Source organism: Jeotgalibacillus campisalis (assembly GCF_000829515.1).
GTDB classification, from domain to species: domain Bacteria; phylum Bacillota; class Bacilli; order Bacillales; family Jeotgalibacillaceae; genus Jeotgalibacillus; species Jeotgalibacillus campisalis.
Genome location: NZ_JXRR01000012.1, coordinates 1 through 21,206, shown reverse-complemented (window position 1 = coordinate 21,206; position 21,206 = coordinate 1). Strand labels below are relative to the sequence as shown.

The 21,206-nt window shown below is 42.5% G+C and carries 23 protein-coding genes; 5 read left to right on the top strand and 18 right to left on the bottom strand.

Annotated elements, in window-relative coordinates; genetic code table 11:
• Nucleotides 1-31 precede the first annotated feature (31 nt).
• The 9 genes from KR50_RS06435 to acpS all read right to left on the bottom strand — a co-directional run bounded on the left by KR50_RS06435 (nucleotide 32) and on the right by acpS (nucleotide 6,547).
• Nucleotides 32-1,042 (bottom strand): PP2C family protein-serine/threonine phosphatase, encoded by a 1,011-nt coding sequence (locus KR50_RS06435; RefSeq protein ID WP_041056378.1) that lies wholly within the window; start codon nucleotides 1,040-1,042, stop codon nucleotides 32-34.
• A 15-nt stretch (nucleotides 1,043-1,057) separates the two neighbouring features.
• On the bottom strand, nucleotides 1,058-1,459 hold the full coding sequence (locus KR50_RS06430) for an anti-sigma regulatory factor (RefSeq protein WP_041056375.1): 402 nt from the start codon (nucleotides 1,457-1,459) through the stop codon (nucleotides 1,058-1,060).
• Nucleotides 1,460-1,463: 4 nt separating this feature from the next.
• A complete protein-coding gene (locus tag KR50_RS06425) occupies nucleotides 1,464-1,820 on the bottom strand; it encodes an STAS domain-containing protein (protein WP_041056372.1) in 357 nt (118 codons plus the stop codon).
• Entirely contained in the window at nucleotides 1,817-2,650 is an 834-nt protein-coding gene (locus KR50_RS06420) for an STAS domain-containing protein (protein ID WP_041056369.1), read from the bottom strand. Before KR50_RS06420 ends, KR50_RS06425 begins: the two co-directional genes overlap by 4 nt.
• A 127-nt stretch (nucleotides 2,651-2,777) precedes the next feature.
• Complete coding sequence (locus tag KR50_RS06415; protein WP_041056367.1) at nucleotides 2,778-3,128, bottom strand: type II toxin-antitoxin system PemK/MazF family toxin; 351 nt, start codon at nucleotides 3,126-3,128, stop codon at nucleotides 2,778-2,780.
• Between the two features lie 4 nt (nucleotides 3,129-3,132).
• Nucleotides 3,133-3,414 (bottom strand): CopG family ribbon-helix-helix protein, encoded by a 282-nt coding sequence (locus KR50_RS06410; protein ID WP_041056364.1) that lies wholly within the window; start codon nucleotides 3,412-3,414, stop codon nucleotides 3,133-3,135.
• 157 nt (nucleotides 3,415-3,571) lie between these two features.
• On the bottom strand, nucleotides 3,572-4,729 hold the full coding sequence (gene alr / locus KR50_RS06405) for an alanine racemase (protein WP_041056361.1): 1,158 nt from the start codon (nucleotides 4,727-4,729) through the stop codon (nucleotides 3,572-3,574).
• 70 nt (nucleotides 4,730-4,799) lie between these two features.
• Nucleotides 4,800-5,813: a LolA family protein gene (locus KR50_RS06400; protein ID WP_041056358.1), complete on the bottom strand. Its 1,014-nt coding sequence runs from the start codon at nucleotides 5,811-5,813 to the stop codon at nucleotides 4,800-4,802.
• 374 nt (nucleotides 5,814-6,187) lie between these two features.
• Nucleotides 6,188-6,547, bottom strand: coding sequence for a holo-ACP synthase (gene acpS / locus KR50_RS06395; protein WP_041056355.1), 360 nt, complete (start codon nucleotides 6,545-6,547; stop codon nucleotides 6,188-6,190).
• Between the two features lie 76 nt (nucleotides 6,548-6,623).
• Here acpS and KR50_RS06390 point away from each other — a divergent pair, with 76 nt between their 5' ends.
• Entirely contained in the window at nucleotides 6,624-7,217 is a 594-nt protein-coding gene (locus KR50_RS06390) for a rhomboid family intramembrane serine protease (protein WP_041056353.1), read from the top strand.
• 91 nt (nucleotides 7,218-7,308) lie between these two features.
• Here the strand turns inward: KR50_RS06390 and KR50_RS06385 are convergent, their stop codons facing one another.
• Together KR50_RS06385 and KR50_RS06380 are read right to left on the bottom strand one after the other, a co-directional pair.
• Nucleotides 7,309-8,829 (bottom strand): PH domain-containing protein, encoded by a 1,521-nt coding sequence (locus KR50_RS06385; RefSeq protein ID WP_052476842.1) that lies wholly within the window; start codon nucleotides 8,827-8,829, stop codon nucleotides 7,309-7,311.
• Nucleotides 8,822-9,304 (bottom strand): PH domain-containing protein, encoded by a 483-nt coding sequence (locus KR50_RS06380; protein WP_041056351.1) that lies wholly within the window; start codon nucleotides 9,302-9,304, stop codon nucleotides 8,822-8,824. The genes KR50_RS06385 and KR50_RS06380 overlap by 8 nt, the downstream gene beginning before the upstream one ends.
• A gap of 249 nt (nucleotides 9,305-9,553) precedes the next feature.
• Between KR50_RS06380 and KR50_RS06375 the strand changes: the two genes are divergently transcribed.
• Nucleotides 9,554-10,111, top strand: a complete 558-nt coding sequence (locus KR50_RS06375) for a hypothetical protein (protein ID WP_041056350.1) — start codon at nucleotides 9,554-9,556, stop codon at nucleotides 10,109-10,111.
• 42 nt (nucleotides 10,112-10,153) lie between these two features.
• On the opposite strand, the gene KR50_RS06370 is transcribed toward KR50_RS06375, so the two are convergent.
• The 4 genes from KR50_RS06370 to KR50_RS06355 form a co-directional block, all read right to left on the bottom strand.
• Complete coding sequence (locus KR50_RS06370) at nucleotides 10,154-11,650, bottom strand: DEAD/DEAH box helicase (protein WP_041056348.1); 1,497 nt, start codon at nucleotides 11,648-11,650, stop codon at nucleotides 10,154-10,156.
• Between the two features lie 397 nt (nucleotides 11,651-12,047).
• On the bottom strand, nucleotides 12,048-12,761 hold the full coding sequence (locus KR50_RS06365; RefSeq protein ID WP_041056347.1) for an alpha/beta hydrolase: 714 nt from the start codon (nucleotides 12,759-12,761) through the stop codon (nucleotides 12,048-12,050).
• Between the two features lie 128 nt (nucleotides 12,762-12,889).
• Nucleotides 12,890-14,263: a UDP-N-acetylmuramoyl-tripeptide--D-alanyl-D-alanine ligase gene (locus tag KR50_RS06360; RefSeq protein ID WP_041056344.1), complete on the bottom strand. Its 1,374-nt coding sequence runs from the start codon at nucleotides 14,261-14,263 to the stop codon at nucleotides 12,890-12,892.
• Nucleotides 14,264-14,275: 12 nt separating this feature from the next.
• Nucleotides 14,276-15,358, bottom strand: coding sequence for a D-alanine--D-alanine ligase (locus KR50_RS06355; protein WP_041056341.1), 1,083 nt, complete (start codon nucleotides 15,356-15,358; stop codon nucleotides 14,276-14,278).
• Nucleotides 15,359-15,644: 286 nt separating this feature from the next.
• Here KR50_RS06355 and KR50_RS06350 point away from each other — a divergent pair, with 286 nt between their 5' ends.
• Nucleotides 15,645-16,832 (top strand): dicarboxylate/amino acid:cation symporter, encoded by a 1,188-nt coding sequence (locus KR50_RS06350; protein ID WP_041056337.1) that lies wholly within the window; start codon nucleotides 15,645-15,647, stop codon nucleotides 16,830-16,832.
• Between the two features lie 396 nt (nucleotides 16,833-17,228).
• Here KR50_RS06350 and KR50_RS06340 read toward each other — a convergent pair whose 3' ends face one another.
• From KR50_RS06340 to KR50_RS06330, 3 genes are read right to left on the bottom strand one after another with little or no spacing between them, the layout of a single operon-like run.
• Nucleotides 17,229-17,546, bottom strand: coding sequence for a DMT family transporter (locus tag KR50_RS06340; RefSeq protein WP_041056332.1), 318 nt, complete (start codon nucleotides 17,544-17,546; stop codon nucleotides 17,229-17,231).
• A complete protein-coding gene (locus KR50_RS06335) occupies nucleotides 17,546-17,890 on the bottom strand; it encodes a DMT family transporter (RefSeq protein WP_041056329.1) in 345 nt (114 codons plus the stop codon). Before KR50_RS06335 ends, KR50_RS06340 begins: the two co-directional genes overlap by 1 nt.
• 19 nt (nucleotides 17,891-17,909) lie before the next feature.
• Nucleotides 17,910-18,470, bottom strand: a complete 561-nt coding sequence (locus KR50_RS06330) for a TetR/AcrR family transcriptional regulator (RefSeq protein WP_041056326.1) — start codon at nucleotides 18,468-18,470, stop codon at nucleotides 17,910-17,912.
• 138 nt (nucleotides 18,471-18,608) lie between these two features.
• On the opposite strand from KR50_RS06330, the gene KR50_RS06325 reads away from it, so the two are divergent.
• Nucleotides 18,609-19,694: an FAD-dependent oxidoreductase gene (locus KR50_RS06325; RefSeq protein WP_041056323.1), complete on the top strand. Its 1,086-nt coding sequence runs from the start codon at nucleotides 18,609-18,611 to the stop codon at nucleotides 19,692-19,694.
• 133 nt (nucleotides 19,695-19,827) lie between these two features.
• Nucleotides 19,828-20,286: a GNAT family N-acetyltransferase gene (locus KR50_RS06320; protein ID WP_041056320.1), complete on the top strand. Its 459-nt coding sequence runs from the start codon at nucleotides 19,828-19,830 to the stop codon at nucleotides 20,284-20,286.
• The last annotated feature ends 920 nt before the right edge of the window (nucleotides 20,287-21,206 follow it).

The window sequence follows — 21,206 nt, the reverse complement described above, 5'->3', positions numbered from 1 at the left end:
CCTGTATTTTGATCTTGAAACGTATTTTTGATTACTTAACTCGTTTCATAATAATTAATGTAAAGTCATCACGAAGTTGAAAATGCTGTAATTTTTCAAGATCTCTAAAGATTTTATTCACAATTTCCTGCGGAGGCAGGTCAATATAATTATTTATGAAGGACACAAGAGTTTCTCTTTCAATGAATCCCTCATCCGTTCTGCATTCCGTTACACCATCTGACATAAGGATAATCATATCCCCAATTTCAACCTGCTGTTCATATCGCTTGTAAGTTGTATCTTTGTCGACTCCAAGCAGCAGACCGCGCGCTTCAAGATCGAGAAACTCATCGAGCTGTTTCGAATAGAAAAAGCCTGGTTCATGTCCTGCTGATGAAAAATGAAGCATATGGTTTTTCAGCTCATACATGCCATAGAACATAGTGATAAACATGGAATCATCCACGTTTTGTTCCACAACGCGGTTTAAACTGCCAAGGACCGCACTTGGGTCTTTGCGGTATTCCGGCAGACTGTCCATTGCGTATTTAATCATACTCATGCACAGTGCGGCAGGGATGCCCTTGCCAATTACGTCTGCAATGGCTACATTCACAGAGTGATCCCCATCATGGACAAAGTGGAAATAATCACCGTTCATTTGTTTTGCCGGGACACTAAGCGCACCGATTTCAAGGCCGTCAATGGTTGGAACCGAAGTGCCAAGCAAGGTTTCCTGCACGCTTGAAGCGATCTCCATTTCGTTCTTAAATTCCTTTTGGGTATCGATGAGGCTTTGATATTCCCGAAACGCAAAGCCGTATGCTGTCATAACCTCAAGTAAAATATCAAAGGAATGCCAAACCTCTGGAGGAAGGTCTGGCATCAATTCCTGCATCGCACTTTTTTGCAAATTCACAATTTCTTCGGGAGGAATTTTATGTTCGAGTGCAAGTCTGCTGAACTGCTGTGCTGCATATAATGATTCCTCAGACTGTGATTGCATGAAATCCGTTAAAACGCCAATAAATTTCTCATCCATTTTTTCCCGAAAATCCATTTAATTTATATCCTCCTATCGGAGCCATTTGGTAGCGCGGATGTCTGTACCTTCCCCAGGATTGGAGTCTATATTAAAATCATCCATTAGACGTCTTACGCCCGGGAGACCTGCTCCAAGACCTCCTGATGTAGAAAAACCATCTTCCATTACTTTCCGGATATCCGGAATGCCCGGCCCCTCATCTATTGCTATAATCCGCAGGCCTGTCTTTCCTTGCTCGTTTAATCGATCTATACAAAGCTGTCCTTGTCCAGCATAGAGATAAATGTTTCTCGCCAATTCACTAATGGCCGTGGTGATTCTTGCCTGATCCACTGTTCCAAATCCCAGTTCCTTCGCCACATTTCTCCCCAGCTGTCTTGCAGCTACAATATCCCATTCATTTAAGATGGTCACACAGGATTGGATTTCCATTCGGTTAGTCCCCCAATTCCTGTTGAAGTTTCTCTAAACCTTTTTCGAGATCTAAAGCCGTCATCACATCATCCAGTCTGATTCCAAGCTCAACTAACGTGATTGCGACTGCTGGCTGAATGCCTGTAATGACTACTTTTGCACCCATAAGCCTTGACATATTGATAACGTCTCCGAGAACCTTGGCAATAAAAGAGTCAATAAAATCAATAGACGTTATATCTATGACCACACCTCTTGCATTTGTTTCATGTATTTTCTTTAGCAGATCTTCCTGAAATTGCAAGGCTGTCTGATCATCCAGCTCCCATTGAATGGATACCAGAAGACAGTCCTTTAATTTTAAAATCGGGATTCTCAATTTACACCCTCCAATTCCACAATTTTTCTATTCGTCATTTCAAGCGCCTTCTCCATGCCTTTTCTAAGGGTGCTTGTCGTTATAAACTTATTTAAATCGATTCCAAGATTCACTATGGTCTGGGCAATCTCCGGACGGATTCCGACAAGCATACACCGCGCACCAACTAAATGGACGGCTTCTGCTGCCTGAATCACGTGGTGTGCGACCATCGTATCCACGACCGGGACACCCGTTATATCAATGAGCACCACTTCGGCTCTATGGCTTACAACTCCATCAAGTAAATTTTCCATAATCAGTCTAGCACGTTCAGTGTCGATTGTGCCCACTAAAGGCATTATGGATATATGTTCCACTACAGGAATCAGCGGCGCAGATAATTCCTGAAGGGCGATTTTTTGAAGAGAAACTGTTTTTTCCCATGTAGATGCGTATGTATGGATAATTTCATTTGATAATGGGGCCAGCCATTCATCAAGAGATTCCAAATATTCACCTTCACGTTCTTTTGATACAACACCCTGTTCGATCAGATCGTCGTGTACAAGATGGATAAACTTTCTCAGTCCTGACACCACAAAGGTAATGGGCCAGCCCAGCCGTACAACCTTTTCTGAAAACATCTGCAGTTTGTTTTTATATTCATGGTCCTTTTCGCTCAGACTCAGCAAAATCAAGTCGAAAAATTCATAGCTTGTCCCTTGGAACACCTGTTCAGATACGACATTAACCATTCGTTCATCTGCATCTTCCTTTACTCGGTCGATCCATTTTTCAATCAGTTCACTTTTTCTTGATTTTATATGAGCGATTACTTCATTATGCAATGTGTCCACCTCTTTACACTCTTTTGACGAGCATTCATTTTAAGCCTTTATTATCTATTATAGAGTAGTGAAGGTGCCGGGTCTATCCATAAGAAAAAAACGCTCCATAATTAAGAGCGTTTCCACGTTAGAGGTCGACTAATCCTAAGCTGATTTGCAGAGCCTCGTCTACCTTATCCATCATCTCGTCATCTAGATGGGTTATTTTGTCTGTTAATCGCTGTTTATCTAACGTCCTGATTTGTTCAAGCAAAATAACTGAATCCCGCTCAAAGCCATTCCGCTTTGAACTGATCTCAACATGGGTAGGAAGCTTGGCTTTTTGGATTTGTGCTGTTATGGCTGCGACCACCACAGTGGGGCTGAACCGATTTCCGATGTCGTTTTGGATGATGAGAACGGGGCGGACTCCACCTTGCTCAGAACCGACAACCGGTGACAGGTCAGCAAAAAATACATCACCGCGCTTTACAATCAAAGCGTTATTCCCCGCTTACCAATCGTTCCACGGTATGCCCGGCCTCGTACTCGGCCTGTAATGCTTCGGATGCCATAGATAGATTAATTTTCGCCATCTCCATGTACCCTCGTCGCATCGCGTCTTGAGTTTGTTTCTTACGCCGTTCCCGCATCAACATTTTCGTCGCGTGATAAATGCATTCGTTGCGGCTTATTTCTTCCTGCTCAGCAAATGCATCAAGTTCGATCAATAGTTGTTTTGGCAAACGCACCAAAATTTCTGACGTTACGCTGGATTCCGACACAAACTACACCTCCACCATCATTGCATACCTTATTTGATTGTTTTTTCAAATTAATAAATGTTCGTTCATCATTCAAGTCCATTTTAATAGTACCACTAAAAGCGCCATGTGAGAAGGTCCAATCGGAATATATCTGACAATTATTTGCAAGCATTGACTACATTAGCGCATTTAATACAGAAACAGACTTCTTTTCCTTCCAGTAAATTCGGGGCACCCGCGCAGAAATTGCACATGCCACTTCATAATTAATGGTATCAAGATAATCCGCTATTTCCTCAATCTTTATTTCGCTCTTCCCTTGTCTTCCAATCAAGGTTACCCGTGTACCAGGAGAATATTCATCCGGCAGCCGGATCATACACTGATCCATGCAAATTCTTCCTACTAGCGGAACCCGAATGCCATCGACCAGCACTTCAAAGCCCTGCATTTTACGAATCCAACCGTCAGCATATCCAATCGGAAGAGTGGCGATCCATTCTTCCTCAGCTGCTTCATACGTGGCTCCATAGCTGACTTTTTCACCGCGTTTTAACTTTTTCACTTGAACAATGGTCGTATGCAAAGAAAGTGCGGGAATGAGCTTTGCCGGCAGCCTGTCCGCAATTTCACTTGATGGAGATAACCCGTACATTGATATGCCGAACCGTATAATGGATAGAAGTGAATCCTGTCTAAATAAAGCAGCAGCACTGTTGGAAGCATGCACCAGCGGCGGTTTTTCTTTAAGCTCTGCAACAAGAGTTGTGAAAGTATCCATTTGCCGGTCTGTATACGATCGATCCAATTCATCTGCAGTAGCAAAATGAGTGTAGATTCCTTCGATTGAAATCGCTTCTATATCGTGAACCAGTTTTTCTATTTCCTTAAGCTCTTGAGCCGTTTTAATTCCGAGCCTTCCCATTCCTGTATCACATTTCAGATGCACGAGAAGGGTAGCGTCCTTCGTAAGATATGTCTCTGCCTGCTGCAGCCATTCTTTTGAATAAATGGTCAAGCGAATGCTCTGCCTCGCAGCCAGTTCAGCATCTGAGGGTCTTGAAGCACCGAGTACAACAATTGGCGCCTGAATTCCCTGTTTTCTCAAGAAAAGTGCTTCGTCGATAAAAGCGACAGCTAAATGAGTTGCGCCGCTTGAAAGAGCGGTTTTGGCAATTTGAACATAGCCATGACCGTACGCATTGGCTTTTACAACAGCCATAATCCCAACCTTAGGCCCAATCACTTGTGAAATTTGTTCAATATTATGCTCGATGGCATCTAAATCCACCTCAACCCATGTATCACGGTGAAACTGTTCCTGAGCCTTCATAAGTATCCACACCCTTAAGAATCATTTAAGGAGCGACTCAAAAGAATCAGCTCCTTAAATAAAGATGTGGCTATTTTATCATATCCCCTTGAACGGATCGAGCAACATTCACCATTTCTTCTTGAGATAAGTCGGTTGAAGCAAGCATGTAATCAACCCCGTTATAGGTCCAGGATACGGATTGCTCGGTAATCGAACCGACCGCAAAACCTAGATCAACTACGTCTCCAGGGGCATCGGTTGTGGTCATCATCACCGGAGCAGCATCAACTTTCTCCTGAATCAGCGTATAATTCTTTTCCCCACTGAACGTCATAATGACACGCTTTCCGCCGTCAACTTCCACTTCTTCTTCTTCATGAAGGGCTGTACCTTCAAGCTCTAGCGTCGGGTACAGGACTGCAAAAGGCTCTTCTTCTTCTCCGTCGCCTAAAACAGGCACTTCCAGCTGAGCACCCATCATATTTTTCTCGAGATTAAAATCACTTTTCTCAAATGTGGCATCCAGATCAACGTTCGTAAAAGTTAAACTGATTTTCACGTTTCCTTCTGCATCTTTTACTTTAACTGAAGAAGGAGTAAGGGAATCCTTATCAAAGATCACTTCCTGCATCGGGAACATATGCTGATGCTTGTACCGTGTTTTTGACTCAAATACATAGGCGCCATCTTTTTCTGCAAATGTCGCTGCATCATCTTCTTCAATGTCTTTTACCAGTGATTCAATTAAGTACGCCTGGCTTCCATTGCTCGGCCAATCACTTTGAAAACGGAAGCTTTTATTTAAGGCAGGAGTCAAAACGAATACACCTTCATCGTTGCGGATAATCATTTGACTTTGCTTTTCTTCAGCGTGCTTTAAATGAACCCGGTAATAGTTCGGCTTTGAATGCCAAACTTCCACATCATATTCCTGTGGCTCTTCCCCTGTTTCAAATACCATCTTCGCCGTTGCCTTGTACCCATCCACATCCTCAACTTTTTCAGATAGATCGCTTGTTGCCTCTTCTTTCGTAGTCTCTCCGCACGCAGACAATAAAAGGACCAAACATCCAATTAACAACGACCAAGCTAGCTTCTTCATGGCTTCCTCCCCTTTGTTGAGTCAACGCTCCGTTCGTGTGTTGGTGCCATATGATCATATGAGACAAGCCTGTTAAATATTCGCAAAACAAATGCAGCAGACAAGAGTTGATTGATGGCGGTTACAGCGCAAATGGAGGATTTATTTACTTGTTTTGTTCAAACTGAATAGGTCGGAAGCAAGCAGTAATTTTTTCAAATTTGATGAAACACTCTGCACCTATCCCCCTGTTCCATTAGCGCCATCCCATTTAATACCGATCACCTCGTTTCTTCTTTTCTCCCCTTTCCTTATAATGGTTTGTCCCTTGCAGGCTCGTCTTCATAGGTAAAATAAAAAACGCAAGAACCAGTTTCCTGTTCTTACGCTTTAGCTTATGTTCCACTGTGCTCAATAATGACTTGAGCAGCAGCATATTCTCTTGTATGGGTGATGGAGAGGTGCACCACGCCTGGTGTGTCCGCTTTTATAAAAGGTTTGCCATTTGAATCTTTTACAATCTCAATATCCTGAAAGGAAAGATGAGAACCAATTCCTGTTCCCAGTGCTTTTGCATATGCCTCTTTTGCTGCAAATCTGCCTGCAAGAAATTCAATCTTTCTTTCTTCCGAAAAAGCAAGGTACTGGTGCAACTCATTTTGAGTCAGGATGCGTCCGGCAAGTTTAGGCTGTCTCCGGACGACAGATCTGACCCGGTTCAGCTCGATTAAGTCGAGGCCAATTCCACTAATCATCTGCTCACCCTTTTTATCTGAATTTATTGTATGATGAAAGGAATGATCCAAGTTTTAAGAGGGAGGAATCATTTCATTGTTCGTACGTACAGAAAGTCTATCACAATTTATTAAACTTTATCCTGTTGTATCCACTCTTGTCATTATTCACGCTGTTGTCTTTATTTTAACATCCCTTCCCGGCAGTATCGGGGACAGTACAATGGGCTTTATGATTGGTGCAAATTTTTTAATTTCCGCTGGTGAGTGGTGGAGGCTTGTCACACCCATTTTCGCTCACGCTGACTTATGGCATGTGTTGTTTAACACCTTCTCACTTGTGCTGTTTGCACCGGCCCTTGAACGAATTGCAGGACATGTTCAATTCACGGTTATTTATTTATTAACCGGCATCATTGCCAATCTGGTCACCTGGCTCATTCACCCGCCCATGTACTTGTCGGTCGGTGCGAGCGGAGCCATCTTTGGTCTGTTTGGGGTCTATGCAGCCATCCTTCTTATTTTTAAGGAGCGGGCTCCAGCTGAATTAAGGCAAATCATGCTTCCGCTTTTGATCATAAGTGTGATCATGACCTTCTTTACCCCTAATGTTAATATAACAGCCCATTTTGCCGGTCTCGCTGCTGGATTTTTCATTGGATTATTTGTTTTTAGCTCCAGAAAAAAATAAGAAAAGCTCAGACTGGGTGATAAGCGGATGGATTACTAGTGATCCAAGGCCGCATTCAACCAGTCTGATCCTTTTTGTCATTGTTTCCTTCTTACTCCTCAGGCAAGGCTTCTGCCTGCTTTGCCGCACGCGGTGCCGTTTCCGGCTGATACCACTCCATAACCTTTTCCACATCTTTAACATCAAGATGATTCACCGTATTTACACTTCCTGCAATATACGACTTGATCGTAGCAGACAAGGTAGCGACTCTGCCCTTGCGCTGAAACCAGGTTTCTTTTAATTCCAGTGATTGAATTCTTTTTTTCTTCATGTACACGATCTGTTTATCAAATACCCGAAACTGCACGGTCAGCTGGTCTTCACTCAGACGGTAGCCGGCACTTTTATATTGCAGCCACGAAAGACCTGCAAGCAGCGGATAGAGCAGCAGTGACAGCAATCCGTATGGATAGAAAAAGTAAGACACGGGTGCAATAATGAATGAAATAAAGAGCAGATTCCAAAACATATACCGGAAAATAGAGCGCTTTGGTGCACCGGTAAAATCCGTGCTCCATTCATATTCAGGAAGGATTTCCTCTAAAATGCGCGGCGCTTCACTTGAACGAATCATCGGAAGCAGCCTGATTGTATTAGAGTCCTTTTCAAGCGCCGATCCGCCTGCACTTTCGATGGTAACGGCTGCATATTTAAAAGGCTCTCTTAACAGGTTTTGATTAAAACGGATTCCTTGTATTCGATTGAGCGGGATGGTCGTCTGCTTTTTCTCTAAAAGCCCTCTTGTAATCACCAAGTCTTTATCAACTAGTTTGACGGTAAAAGAGGCATAGCGAATAAATGTCATCGCTACTGCAATCAGCCAGGCAAAAAACAAAACAATAAAGACAGTAACCGCCACAATCAGAATGCCGCTTTGAACCACGTCCATAAATTCATCCATGACCGTCTCATAAGGAATAAACTCACTGAACTGAGAAAGAAAAATCAGAAGACCGGAAATGACAACGCCAGCTCCTCCGGACGTAGTAGCCATGATCACTAAATCCTTCGCACTCATCTTGTACAAAATCTTCCCTTCAACCTCTTCCTCCTGTTCAGACTCTTCTTCAATCGGCACACCATCTTCGTCTACTTCAATTCTTTCTTTTATCTTCTTTTTCGCTTTTGAAATGAAAGAATTCAGCTCGTTTGCTTCTTCTTTTGTAATCGCCGTTAATTCAGCTTCTGATTCTAGTGAATTCGAAGTACCGGCTGTTTCTACTTTAATTTTTACAAGCTTTAACGGGCGGTGAAAAATGCCTTCAGAATAATTTAAGCTTTGTATTCGTTCAAATGGAATATACCGTTTCTTTTTAACAAAAAGTCCGTACTCGATGCGTAATTCGCCTTCTTCGACGCGGTATGTAAATCTCCACCATTTTAAAATCCCTAAAAATAAAATAATAATCATAAATACGCCCATACCGATAAACGGCAGGTAATCCAAAAAGGAATTCCGTTCTCCCTGATTTAAGAAAATTAAAACCACGATTGGTATAAGTGCTTCTCTCAGCGCCTTAACGAAATTAATGACTGCGGATATTGGATGAAGTCTTTTTTCCTCAGACATCGTCTTTCGCCACCCTTGCCAGAGCAGAAATAGAGTCTCTTAAAGAATCTGCTTCGTCAATATCAAGCGCCGGAATTTGGTGAACGGTTGCTGCAGTGGAAATGGAAATCGTCGCTAATCGGTATTTTCTTAAAATCGGCCCTTGTTCTGTATCCACATGCTGAACTCTGACCATTGGAACGAGAGTCCTCTTCACAATAAAAATACCATGCTGCAGTTCGATTTCCTCTTCCCTTACTTCATAGCGCCATCTTTTCCATTTTAGCGTTGGAAATATATATACGAATAGAACAGCATTTAAAATAGGTATTGCTGCTGCACCCACAATAAACCAATACGACCAGTTAAACAAAACACTTAGCGTAATCACGCCAATTCCGATGACTCCTAGTATCGCGGTGCTGATCCAGCCATATAATTTCCAGACTGTCAGCGCTCTCTCTGAAATTCTCTTGTTTGGTTCCCTTCGTTCCATACCATTCTCTCCAATCTGTAAGCTGCTTCTTATCTATATACTATACTACGTGCCGGCATAGTGGGATGTTTCACTTTTGAGTTAATCCATAAATTTGAATTTTTATCAAAAGGTATTCCCAATTAGGAGGGATTTTTGTATACTTTAAAAGACATCTTTTCCTGATTATTCAATTATTTTCAAATGAAGTGAATCTTTTATCGTTTGTTCGTCGTACATTTAATAAAAGTTGGTATAAGGAGGACACATATGAATTCATCATTTACAGAAGGTAACATGATTTGGATTGTGATGGGCATTATTACACTGTTGATGGGTATTTTACTGGGGTTTGTCGCCCCAAATTTAATTCACCTTGTCTGGTTTAGCGCTGGAGATTTAATTCATATTAAAACCCCATCGATTTCCAATATTTTGTTTGGCACAGGCATCCTTTTACTTTCTATCTTTTGTTTCGTTATGTATTTTAAAGCCAAAAAAGCAAAAATAGCGGCTGCAGTTCTTGTCATGGTTTCGGTTGCTCTTCTTGCTGTCAGTATTACCAATTATTCTGTGCTGCGCGATGAGCGGATTGTCCATAATGAATTTTTATCATTAAACGCAGAAGAATATCAATGGTCGGATGTCGAAGAAGCAAAACTGTTGAAACGAAATGATGATATCCCTTATGAAACCCTCGTGCTCACCCTGAATAATGGGGTAGAACTTGATTTTGAACGTGGTCCAAGTATGGATAAGCAGCAATTTGACAAAATCGACTTTATCCTGCAAAGTCATGGTGTCATGTATGAGCTTACAAATCGATAAAAAAAGCTGACGGGGAATTTCCCGCCAGCTTTTTTCATTTTATTAACCTTCAGTACGTGAAGATGAAGGGCGTCTTGTTGCAGGGCGTTGACGGCTGTTGTAAGGCTTAGATCCGCCTTTGCTTGCAGTTCCGCCGCCGCTGCGATTTCCGCCGCGGTTTCCGTATTTTTTATCATCTTTACGGTATGGCTTGCTTCCGCCGCCACCATGTTTTTTAGATGAAAGTGGTTTTTCCGGTGTAATTTCAACCGGTGTGCTGTCCGGCTCTTTTGTTAACGTCTTAAGTGCAGCAGCAATTACGTCTAATGCTTCGTTTTCGTTCATTAGTTCGCGTGCGAGCACTTTGTATTCTTCAAGATTGTTCTTTTCAATGGTTTCTTTTAATGAATCCACTGCTGTACGCTGCATGCCTTCTAAAGCTTCTGAAGAGCTTGGTGGACGAAGCTGCGTCATTTTCTTCTTCGTTGTTTGCTCTACAACGCGAAGGTAGTTCATTTCGCGCGGCGTTACAAACGTCATTGCCATACCTGTTCTGCCTGCACGGCCCGTACGTCCGATACGGTGGACATAGCTTTCAGGATCTTGCGGGATATCGTAGTTGTATACATGTGTAACACCTGAGATATCAAGTCCGCGGGCTGCTACATCTGTTGCTACAAGAACATCGATGCGGCCTTCTTTAAATTTCTTAAGAACAGACATACGTTTCGCCTGAGTTAAGTCACCGTGAATTCCTTCAGCCATGTAGCCGCGGATTTCAAGTGCACGGGCAAGCTCATCAACACGGCGCTTTGTACGGCCGAAAACGATCGCAAGCTCCGGTGATTGAACGTTAAGAAGACGTGAAAGAACGTCAAATTTCTCGCGCTCATGTGCTTTTACAAAGAACTGCTCAATATTTTCAACAGTCATTTCTTTTGTTTTAACGCTTACTGTTTCAGGATTGCTCATGAAACGCTCAGCAATTTTACGGATCGGTCCTGGCATTGTTGCCGAGAACAGAAGTGTTTGACGAGTGTCAGGCACGGTTTTAAGGATCGACTCGATGTCATCAATGAAACCCATGTTCAGCATTTCATCTGCTTCGTCCAATACAAGTGTCTGTACGTTTTCAAGCTTCAATGTACGGCGATTAATATGATCAAGCAGACGTCCCGGTGTTCCGACGATGATATGAGGATTTTTCTTCATTGCACGGATCTGGCGCTGAATGTCCTGACCGCCATAAACCGAAAGAACGCGTACGCGCTTGTCGCTCCCGATTTTGTAAAGCTCTTCTGATACCTGAATCGCAAGCTCACGTGTTGGAGCGATGATCAATCCTTGGATATTAGGTGACTTTACATCAATTTTTTCAAGCATTGGGATACCGAATGCAGCTGTTTTCCCTGTTCCCGTCTGTGCCTGGCCGATAATATCTCTGCCCTCAACAGATAATGGAATGGTACCTGACTGGATTGGTGTAGCCTCTTCAAACCCCATACGTTTAATTGATTTTAGGATTACTGGACTAATTGGTAATTCTGAAAAAAGTGTCAAATTATTTCAATCTCCTTTGTCTTGTGAATCATCTATTTCATACACATCGCTATGATCGCTTAGAAGACTGCGATAGCTTTTCATCGTTGTCCTTATAAAGATATATAGGGCGAACTCTGCCCAAGTCGCATTTAGGTCAGCCGGCAAGCTAGCCGCTTAACTGAACTGTCGACTCTGCTTAGAATTAAAAGGCTGCATTAGAATTTCTGCTTCTAAGCAAAAAATAAAACTCGGTCATATGCCGAGTGCGCCAAAGATGCCAATTTTTATAAAATTGGTCTTCATGTTGATAAAGACAACCAACAAAAAAATACACTCTTCAATTATCAAAAGAGCTCATTGCACAAAATGTACCAGATGTCTTAGATATCTTATCACGCATTTTACCAAAAAACAATCATCCTTCATCAGGGTGTTCGGTCTGCGACAAAAAGAAAGCGATTTCTCCAAAAAGGGCTTCACTGTCGGCTCCATAGCAGATAAGGTGTTTGGACGTTTTTGATAAATATAATTTTTTTTCATACGTGCCGATCCGGTCGTAGACAAAACGGGCTGCGCGCGGAGGAACAATGCCGTCCATTTCACCCTGGGCTATAAATGTGGGAATGGTTACCTGGGAAAGCAAAGGAACCGTTGCTTTTGCAATCTTGCGAAATTCACGCATAGCGCGAACCGGAGTATGAATGAGCTTGTATTTATAATGACCAAACCATTCATTTTCATTCAACTTTTTGCTCCATACATCTTTAAATAACATGTTAATATCTTTTGCAATCTGCTTCGTATTCACATAAAGCGCTGCCGTACTTAACAACACCAGTTTGCTGACAGGATAGTGAATAGCAAGGTAGGCTGCAATTAATCCCCCCATAGAAAAACCAATGACAAATACTTCATCACAGTACAGCCACAGCCGCTTCAATTCTTCTTCTGCAAAGGAAATCCACTCTGCAGCAGTCGTTTCCCTAAGATTAAGCTTCCTTCCATGTCCCGGCAGCACAGGTACAGAAACAATCCAGTCTGTATGTTCTCTCAAATAACGTGCTAAAGGATTTACCTCATAAGCTCCGCCAGTAAAACCGTGTATAAGCAAACAACCCTTTTGCCCCATCCAGTATCACTCCTGATTTCTCTTAACGTAAGTATTTACTCTTTACCCTAAATCAAAAACAGTAAAGCTTTGCTAAAAAAGAAAAGCATCCCCACCCCCATTTAGAGGGATGAGAATGCAGGTGCAGCTTATTTTAACGCTTCTACCACTTCTTCAAGCAGCATGCCTCGAGACCCTTTGACTAGCAGCAAATCTCCTTTGACCGTCAGTTTCTGCAAAATAGAGATCAACTCTTTTTTATTCTGGCCAAATGTGCGGACCCTTCCTTTAGGGAATCGCTTGCTTGCTTCTTCCCCAATCCATTGTCCTCTGTCACCAAAGGTCAGAACATAATCAATTTTGTCAGGACTCAGCTCTTTGCCGATTTCACGGTGGAACACTTCTTCCTCCGTTCCGAGTTCGAGCATATCTCCAAGCAGCAGAATTTTTCGGCCCTGCCCCCTTACTTCTTCAGCAAAGGCAATGGCTGCTCTCATAGAAGTGGGGCTCGCATTATAGGCATCGTTAATAATAATCTCGCCTTTAGCGCCATCCACCTTTTCCATGCGCATACCCGTCAATTTCATTTGCGAAAAGCCTTGTGTAATAGACGTTGTGTCCATCCCTAAATGAAGAGCTACTTTGATGGCGGCAAGTGCATTCAGCACATTATGTTTACCAAGTACTGGGACATCAATCCACTCGTCCGTTTCTTCATTTAAATAAATTCTGCTTCCATCTTCGGACATTTCAATCCTTTTTGGACTAAAGTCATTGGATTCACCGTAGCCGTAGGAAGAAGACTGGAATCCTGGTGCCTTTTCAACAAGCCCCGTTAACAGCGGCTCATCCCCATAATAAAACAGGATTCCTTCCTCGCTCAATCCTTCTGTAATTTCAAATTTTGCTTTTGCGATGCCTTCTCTTGAACCGAGGTCCTGAAGATGAGATTCACCAATATTTGTGATCACCGCAATTTCCGGCTGAGCAAGTTCAGTTAAAAAAGCAATTTGACGAAAGCCGCTCATACCCATTTCAAGTACAGAAACTTCGGTATCTTCCTTTACATCAAGCAGCGTCAACGGTAAACCGAGCTGATTGTTAAAGTTGCCTTCTGTTTTTTGCACCTTGAACGAGTGAGATAAAATACCAGCAATCATATCCTTGGTTGTCGTTTTTCCGTTGCTTCCGGTAATTGCGACAACCTTAAAAGAAGCTTCCTGCCTGTAAATACGGGCAAGTTTTTGAAGAGCCAGCTCCGGATCTTTAACGACCAAAACAGGTACTCCAGCAGGCGGCGTCCCGGCACCATCCTGCCACAAGGTTGCTGCAGCCCCTTTTTCAAAAGCCTGATCAACATATTGATGGCCGTCCACTTTTTCTCCCTTAAATGGAATGAATAAATTACCCTTTTTAATTGTGCGTGTGTTAATGCTTGCCCCTTCAATAACTACATCATGAAAAGCTGTGTCCGGGGAATTTATTTCAAGCATGTCTGCAACTTGCTTAAGTGTTCGTTTCATTGGATTAACTCCTTATACCGTATATTTAATCTTTTGCTTTTCATTATGGCGCTCAATTCCAAGAGCAACCAGTCTTTCAATTAACTCGGCATAAGGAACACCTGAGTTCTCCCACAGAAGAGGAAACATGCTGTACGGTGTGAAGCCAGGCATGGTATTAATTTCATTGATGAAAATCTCATTTTCTTCTGTGACAAAGAAATCTGCACGGACTAGACCGGAGCAATCGACCGCTTGAAATGCGGTTTTTGACATTTGCTGAAGTGTTTCAGCCATTCCGTCTGGAAGTTCTGCCGGGATAATCATGACAGAATCACCATCTACATATTTGGCTTTATAGTCGTAGAAATCTTTCTTTGCAACGATTTCACCTGGTACTGACATTTCAGGGAAGTCATTTCCTAAAACGCCAATTTCAATCTCTCTTGCTTTTACGCCTTGTTCAACAATAATTTTGCGGTCATAAAGAAACGCTTCTGTAAAGCCTGCTTCGAGCTCTTCACGGCTTGTGCACTTGCTGATGCCCACGCTTGAGCCGAGATTGGCAGGCTTAATAAAGCATGGGTAGCCGATTTCCTGTTCTACTTTTTTGTACGCTGCTTCATGATCTGTTTCCCATGTGCTTCTGATAAAAGATACGTAGGAAACCTGCGGCAGTCCTGCTTCTTTAAACAGGTTTTTCATAATGACTTTGTCCATGCCAGCTGAAGAAGCCAGAACGCCGTTACCCACATATGGAAGATTGAGCACTTCCATTAAGCCTTGAACCGTTCCGTCTTCTCCGTTAGGTCCATGAAGCAAAGGGAAAATAATGTCATAGCCACGGTCAGTGGAATCGATGGTTTGAAGAGAAGTCGATTGCAATCCTTCTGCAGCTGACACGTTTTGCTCTGAACCAAATTGAAGTTCTGCTACATCTTCTACAGGGCTTTTAAGCGGAGTGCCTTTTCTCCATTCTCCTTCTGGTGAAATAAACACCGGATCAATGTCGAATTTCTCCAGATCCAACGCTTTTATAACCGCTTTTGCTGTTTGAAGAGAAACCTCATGCTCAGCTGATTTACCTCCAAATAATAAACATAATTTTGTTTTCATTTATAAAATCCTCCAATAAGTTCATCGTAATATGGCATTCTGCTTGTTATTTTTCGCATACTTTTTTATTTTAACATGTTTATAGGGTTCATAAAGAAGATTGTCATTCCAGCATTTCTTTGCCCAATATAACAAAAGAACCGGGAAGTGGCGAGCCGGAAGTGAATGGTCTAATTATTCAGAAAAAATGTACTTTTATAACAGCCTGCTTTTCTCTTAACAAATACGAGATAAGACGTTATAATCCTTCTAATAAATACAGTTGTACACATCAGGAGGACTCATCATGAAAAAGATCGGTTTACTTCCAAGAATCATCCTGGCCATTGCCTTAGGGGTTACAATTGGCAGCTTTGCTCCAGACGGCTTAATCAGAGGCTTTGCAACGTTTAATGATTTATTCGGCAACTTTTTAAATTTTGCTATCCCGCTTATTATCATTGCTTTTATCGCTCCAGGAATTGGTGCAATGGGTAAAGGGGCAGGAAAAATTCTCGGTCTTACAACAGGAATTGCCTACGCTTCTACAGTTGCAGCGGGACTGCTTGCATATGGCGCCGCTACAATTCTCTACCCTGTTTTACTAGAAAACCAGGCTTCTCAGGCTTTTGATGATCCCGAAAGCGCATTGCTATCCGGATTTTTTGAAGTCGAAATGGCTCCGTTAATGGGCGTCATGACGGCACTTCTTTTGGCCTTTGTCCTCGGAATTGGAATGGCGTCTTTAAAAAGCTCTTATTTATTAAATATTCTTGAAGAATTTCGCAAGATCATACAGCAGCTTATCGAAAAAATCATCATTCCTCTTTTGCCTTTTCATATTTTCGGGATTTTCGCCAATATGACGCAAGGCGGACAGGTAAGCTCTATCTTAAGTGTATTTTTGAAAGTCTTTATCATGATTATTGTTCTCCATTTACTTTATTTATTTATTCAATACACCATCGCAGGCTCTTTGCGCAAACAGTCTCCGATTACAATGGTAAAAACCATGCTTCCTGCATACTTTACAGCGCTTGGTACTCAATCCTCGGCTTCCACGATCCCGGTCACGCTTGAGCGGACGAAAAAAACCGGTGTCCGCGGGCGCATTGCTGACTTTTGTGTTCCGCTTTTGGCCACTGTTCATTTATCCGGAAGCACGATTACGCTTGTCAGCTGTGCAATGGCTGTCATGCTGATTAATGGACAAACTGCTGATTTTGATATGATTCTCCGGTTTATCTTAATGCTCGGGATCACCATGATTGCAGCACCTGGTGTTCCAGGAGGAGCAGTTGTCGCTTCACTTGGTCTTTTAGAATCCATTCTTGGCTTCTCAGGAACAATGACGTCCTTGATGCTTGCTCTTTATTTGGCACAGGACAGCTTTGGCACAGCCTGTAACGTAACAGGCGACGGCGCCATCTCTGCCATTATTGATCGGTTTTCAGACGAAGCTGCGGGTGACCAAGCTAAAGTGAAAACAGGTTGAATACGATCAAAATGAAAAAGCCTCTGCCAGGAAGGATTATTTCTGTTCCAGGCGGAGGCTTTTTGTGTGGTGATAGTTAAGGACATCCGGGTTGATCTAATGATGAACCTCTTAATCGAGACCGGTTTATTTCCGTTCCAGGCGGAGGCTTTCCGCGTGGCGGGAGGTGAGCCACATCGATGCTGCCGCATCTTCTGTGTCTCACCCTTCCCGCTTCATCACGCTGGAGTCCCCGCCTTCCACTCCAATAAACCTAATCTTTGTACAGAGGACATTCCAGTTATATCACAGGGTGATTAAAGAACCTACTTTATTAACAGGATCATCAACTTTTTCTACCAATGAAAAAGCCCCCTATTTCAAAATAGGCGGCTTTTTTATTCGTGTTTATCCCAATTATCCCGATACTAGTCTCAAACCGACTACACCGGTGACAATCATTGCAACAAATACAAGCTTGCGAATATCTTTGCTTTCTTTAAAAAAGAGCATGCCTGCTACGACACTTCCGACTGCTCCAATGCCTGTCCATACGCCGTAGCCTGTACCAACCGGAACTTCAAGCAGGGCAAGTGATAAAAGATAAAAGCTGGTTCCCCCTGCAACAACAGATGCTATAAAGTATTTCGTTTTGGTAAATCCCTCTGAAAGCTTCATTGAAAGAACAAAAAGCACTTCGAAAATCCCCGCTATTCCTAATAAAACCCAAGCCATTACTGTTCACCCACCTTCTCTTCTTCTGAGGAATCAACCAGCTTCAATCCCACGATGCCCCCGACTAACAGCAGCAGGAAAAAGATTTTTGCCGCACTGATCAGTTCACCGAACAGAGCCATCCCGATAATCGCGGTTCCAACCGCACCAATTCCTGTAAATGTAGCATAAGCTGTTCCGACTGGAATCTGCTTCATTGCTTTTGATAGAAGATAAAAGCTGATTGTAATAAATAGAATCGTTACGATAGAAGGAACAAGATTCGTAAATCCTTCCGAAAATTTCAGTCCAAGTGCCCAGACGATCTCTGTTACACCCGCTGCAATCAAATAAATCCAAGCCATTTTTCTCCATCCTTCCTGTTTACTTTAAATTTCCACGAAAAACAGTCCATGCTGCCTGAAGTCTTTTTTTATATTCCGCTTCAGTATAAAGATGGGTCTCAATCGACAACCCGTCAATTAATGCATAAAAGACGGCAAGTAAATTTTCTGTATCGTCTGCATTTTTCGCTGTTTCTGCAATTTTTTTCCGAATGATTTGAGACGCTTCTCCTTCCATCTCACCGAATATAACCTTCATCTCCCTTTTGAATTCCGTTGGTGGATAAAAAAGCATACGGTGAAGAAAATGAGTCTCCATTCCGCCATTTTGAGGATCAGAAAGGTTTTTAAACATTTCATGCAGCTGCATCACCGGCTCTTTTTCTGCCAGCTGCTTTTCAATTTCACTTATTCGGTCACTTTCCTTTCCCACTGCCTCTTTAAACACTGCAAGAAATAATTCACCCTTTGATTTGAAATGAGCGTAGAAAGATGACTTTCTAATCCCGACTTTTTGCACAATTTTAGCAATTGACGTTCCTTCATACCCGTGTTCAATAAAAAGTTCTATGGCGGCTTTCCTTAATTTTTGCTCTGTCATTTTTTTCACCTCTTTTTAAGCATTACCTACCGATCGTTCGGTTTAAATTTACTGTACTTTATTTAAAAAATCAAGATTTATTGCTTTTTGTCTATCCTTTTGTATGATTAGACTATGTAGAATCTTAAGGAGGCTCCAATGAAAACCATCGTTCTGGCAGGCGGAGGACATACTCATCTGTCAATTTTAAATAAGCTTACTCAAACAATTATACAAGATATAAAATGGATCCTGATCTCAAGTGACGACTATCAATATTACTCCGGCATGTTTTCAGGATATATTGAAGGACTTTATTCTCTTGAAGATATACGGATTCATTTACCTGATCTGGCAGCAAGGGCAAACTGTGAATTTCATCAAGGATCGGTGGAAGAAATCAATCCAGTCGAGAAGACCATTTCGGTTAACGGTCAGCTTTTTTCCTATGATCTTCTTTCATTGGATATTGGTTCTCATACAACAAATCCTGAAATTTCCGGCCTTGAGCACCATCAGACACGATTAAAACCCGCTCATGAATTTCCTGACCACATCACTGAGCTGCATTTGGCAAGACGGACAGCGGTGATTGGCGGCGGTGTGGCAGCGTGCGAAATGGCGCTGTCTCTTGCAGCCTGGAAACGAAAATATATGCGAAAATATGACCAAATTTCACTTATCTATTCGGGGTCTCTCCTTGAAAAGCACGGTGAGAAAGCACAGCAGATTATGCACAGGCTTATGCAGGAGAACTCGATCAAGCTCCATGAAGACGAACGGGCTAAAAAGATTACTAACAATCAAATTGTCACGACGAACAGAACAGTCATTCCTTTTGATCAGCTGCTGTATTTAGGCGGAGCACAAGCACCGGATGTCTTACGAAAATCCGGACTTCCTGTAGATGAAAAAGGATTTCTGCTTGTTAACGGCATGCTGCAATCTCCTGATTTTCCATCTATTTTTGGAGCGGGCGACTGCATCACCATGATCAATCACCCACAGCTTGCGAAAAATGGCGTTCATGCCGTAAGACAAGGTCCTGTATTATGGCAGAACCTGTTGGCATCACTCACAAAAAAACCATTAACAGACTATCAGCCACAAAAAAACAGTTTAGCGATTCTTTCCACAGGCTTTCAAAAAGGACTGCTGCTATGGGGCAATGCATCTTTCTACGGCTCTCTGCCTTGGCAGCTCAAAAACTATATCGACCGGAATTTTATGAAAAAGTATCAGTAACCTACCCACTTTTAACGTTTAATGTGCTGCTTTTGAACGCTCATCCTGGAGAACTTATCCATCCATTGTCCACAGAATACAAAGATGTCTCGAGTGAAGGTAAAGTAAGTAAATTTAATTGGAGGAATACTGTATGGACATTTATGTTCTACGGAATCAAAATGACGATTTATTTAAAAAAGCAGTGCATGTATTTTGGAAACAATGGGGAAATGAAAAGAATTACAGTTTCTATGAAGACTGTATGATTCATTCTTGCACGGCGACATCTAATCTTCCCAGATTCTACGTTGCCGTTGAAGATGATCAGATAATAGGTACATATGCTTTGTTGAGAAACGACCTTACTAGTCGTCAGGATTTGTATCCATGGCTGGCATGTTTATATGTAGAAGAAGGATTTAGAGGAAAAGAAGTAGGATCTATGCTGCTGCAACATGGTTTAAAAGAGGCCTTCGAAAAAGGCTATCGAACACTCTATCTTAGTACTGACCTTGAGGGATACTATGAAAAATATGATTGGACACATAGCGGGAACATGTACGGGCCAGACGGTGGACAGATCAAGTTGTATGAAAAATCGACCGAATGAAGATAACTTGCCTCCCCTGCAACTCAATAAAATTTTTCAAAAGAGAGTCTTAACCTAAGTCGTCCAAAATCCCCCTTTAAAAAGAAAATCCTGCAGACTAGCTGAAAGCGCTTATCATTCGAGGCGCGAATTCCGACACAGAGCGGAGCTGCCTCTTTCGGCAATGAGCATCTGGGACGGAATGAGCAACGAAGAATGCGAGCGCTTCTCAGCGGTCTTTTTCAAGTAAAATAAAGTCGTACAAAAAATTTCCCTTTAAAAGACAATCCAGCAGACTAGCTGAAAGCGCTTGACATTCGAGGCGCGAATTCCGACACAGAGCGGAGTTGCCTCTTTCGGCAATGAGCATCTGGGGCGGAATGAGCAACGAAGAATGCGAGCGCTTCTCAGCGGTCTGCCGAACAGTTGAAAGCGCTTGTCATTCGAAGCGCTAATTCCGACACAGAGCAGAGCTGCTTCTTCTGGCAATGAGCATCTGGGACGGAATGAGCAACGAAGAATGCGAGCGCTTCTCAGCGGTCTGCCGAACAGCTGAAAGCGCTTGTCATTCGAGGCGCGAATTCCGACACAGAGCGGAGTCGCCTTTTCCGGAAATGAGCATCTGGGGCGGAATGAGCAACGAAGAATGCGAACGCTTCTCAGCGGTCTTTTTCAAGTAAATAAAGTCGTCCAAAAAATTTCCCTTTAAAAAGAAAATCCAGCAGACTAGCTGAAAGCGCTTGCCATTCGAGACGTAAATTCCGACACAGAGCAGAGCTGCCTCTTCTGGCAATGAGCATCTGGGACGGAATGAGCAACGAAGAATGCGAGCGCTTCTCAGCGGTCTTTTTCAAGTAAAATAAGGTCGTCCAAAAAATTTCCCTTTAAAAGACAATCCAGCAGACTAGCTGAAAGCGCTTGTCATTCGAGGCGCGAATTCC